Source organism: Oleiphilus sp. HI0123 (assembly GCF_001635315.1).
In genome coordinates this window covers 1-633 of the sequence record NZ_LWGE01000752.1, presented here as the reverse complement: position 1 = coordinate 633, position 633 = coordinate 1, and the positions used below count along the sequence as shown (strand labels likewise).

Sequence of the window (633 nt, the reverse complement as noted above, 5' to 3'; positions counted from 1 at the left end):
CCCCTCTCTAAGCCCCTGAACTTGCTCATCACTATAGCCCAAAGACTTTAATACATCTGAGGTATCTGCCCCCAAAGGTCTCCCTGCTTGCTTTATGCCTTCAGACTTAAATGGCAATGCGCTATTTATTTGTTGAATCTCGTTGCCTGTCTCATCTACAGCGGTGGTAATCATGCCCCGCGCTATGAAGTGAGGGTGCGCTGCAGCCTGGTTGATACTCAATACAGGTTCTACACAAGCATCTAAGTTGCCAAAGACGTCATTCCAGTGAGCTTGGTCTTTTTCGATCACTTTTGCTGCAATTGCTGCCTTGATTTCTGTTTGGGTTTCGGCTCGTTGGTCGGCAATCTTATTCTGGTAAGCTGTCAAACCTAGGGTAGATAGCAAAACCATCGCGAAGTTTGGTTCCAGGCTACCGACCGAAATATACTTGCCATCTGCCGTCTGGTAGTAGTCGTAGAATAAACCACCGTTGAGCATCTCTTCGCCACACGCTGGGTCCTTGCCACTGACTAGCGCGTTGGCGCCGAACATCGTGTTCAGCGCCAAGGCCGCATCACTCATACTGATATCCAGGTGCTGGCCTTTTCCAGTAGAAGCACGTTCAATCACTGCGGCAAGAATCGCCATTAC

1 protein-coding gene is annotated in these 633 nt (G+C 49.3%); it reads right to left on the bottom strand.

The features are described from left to right. The coding region (locus tag A3761_RS06685) for a CoA transferase (RefSeq protein WP_197472912.1) at positions 1–633 on the bottom strand (633 nt) is incomplete at both ends.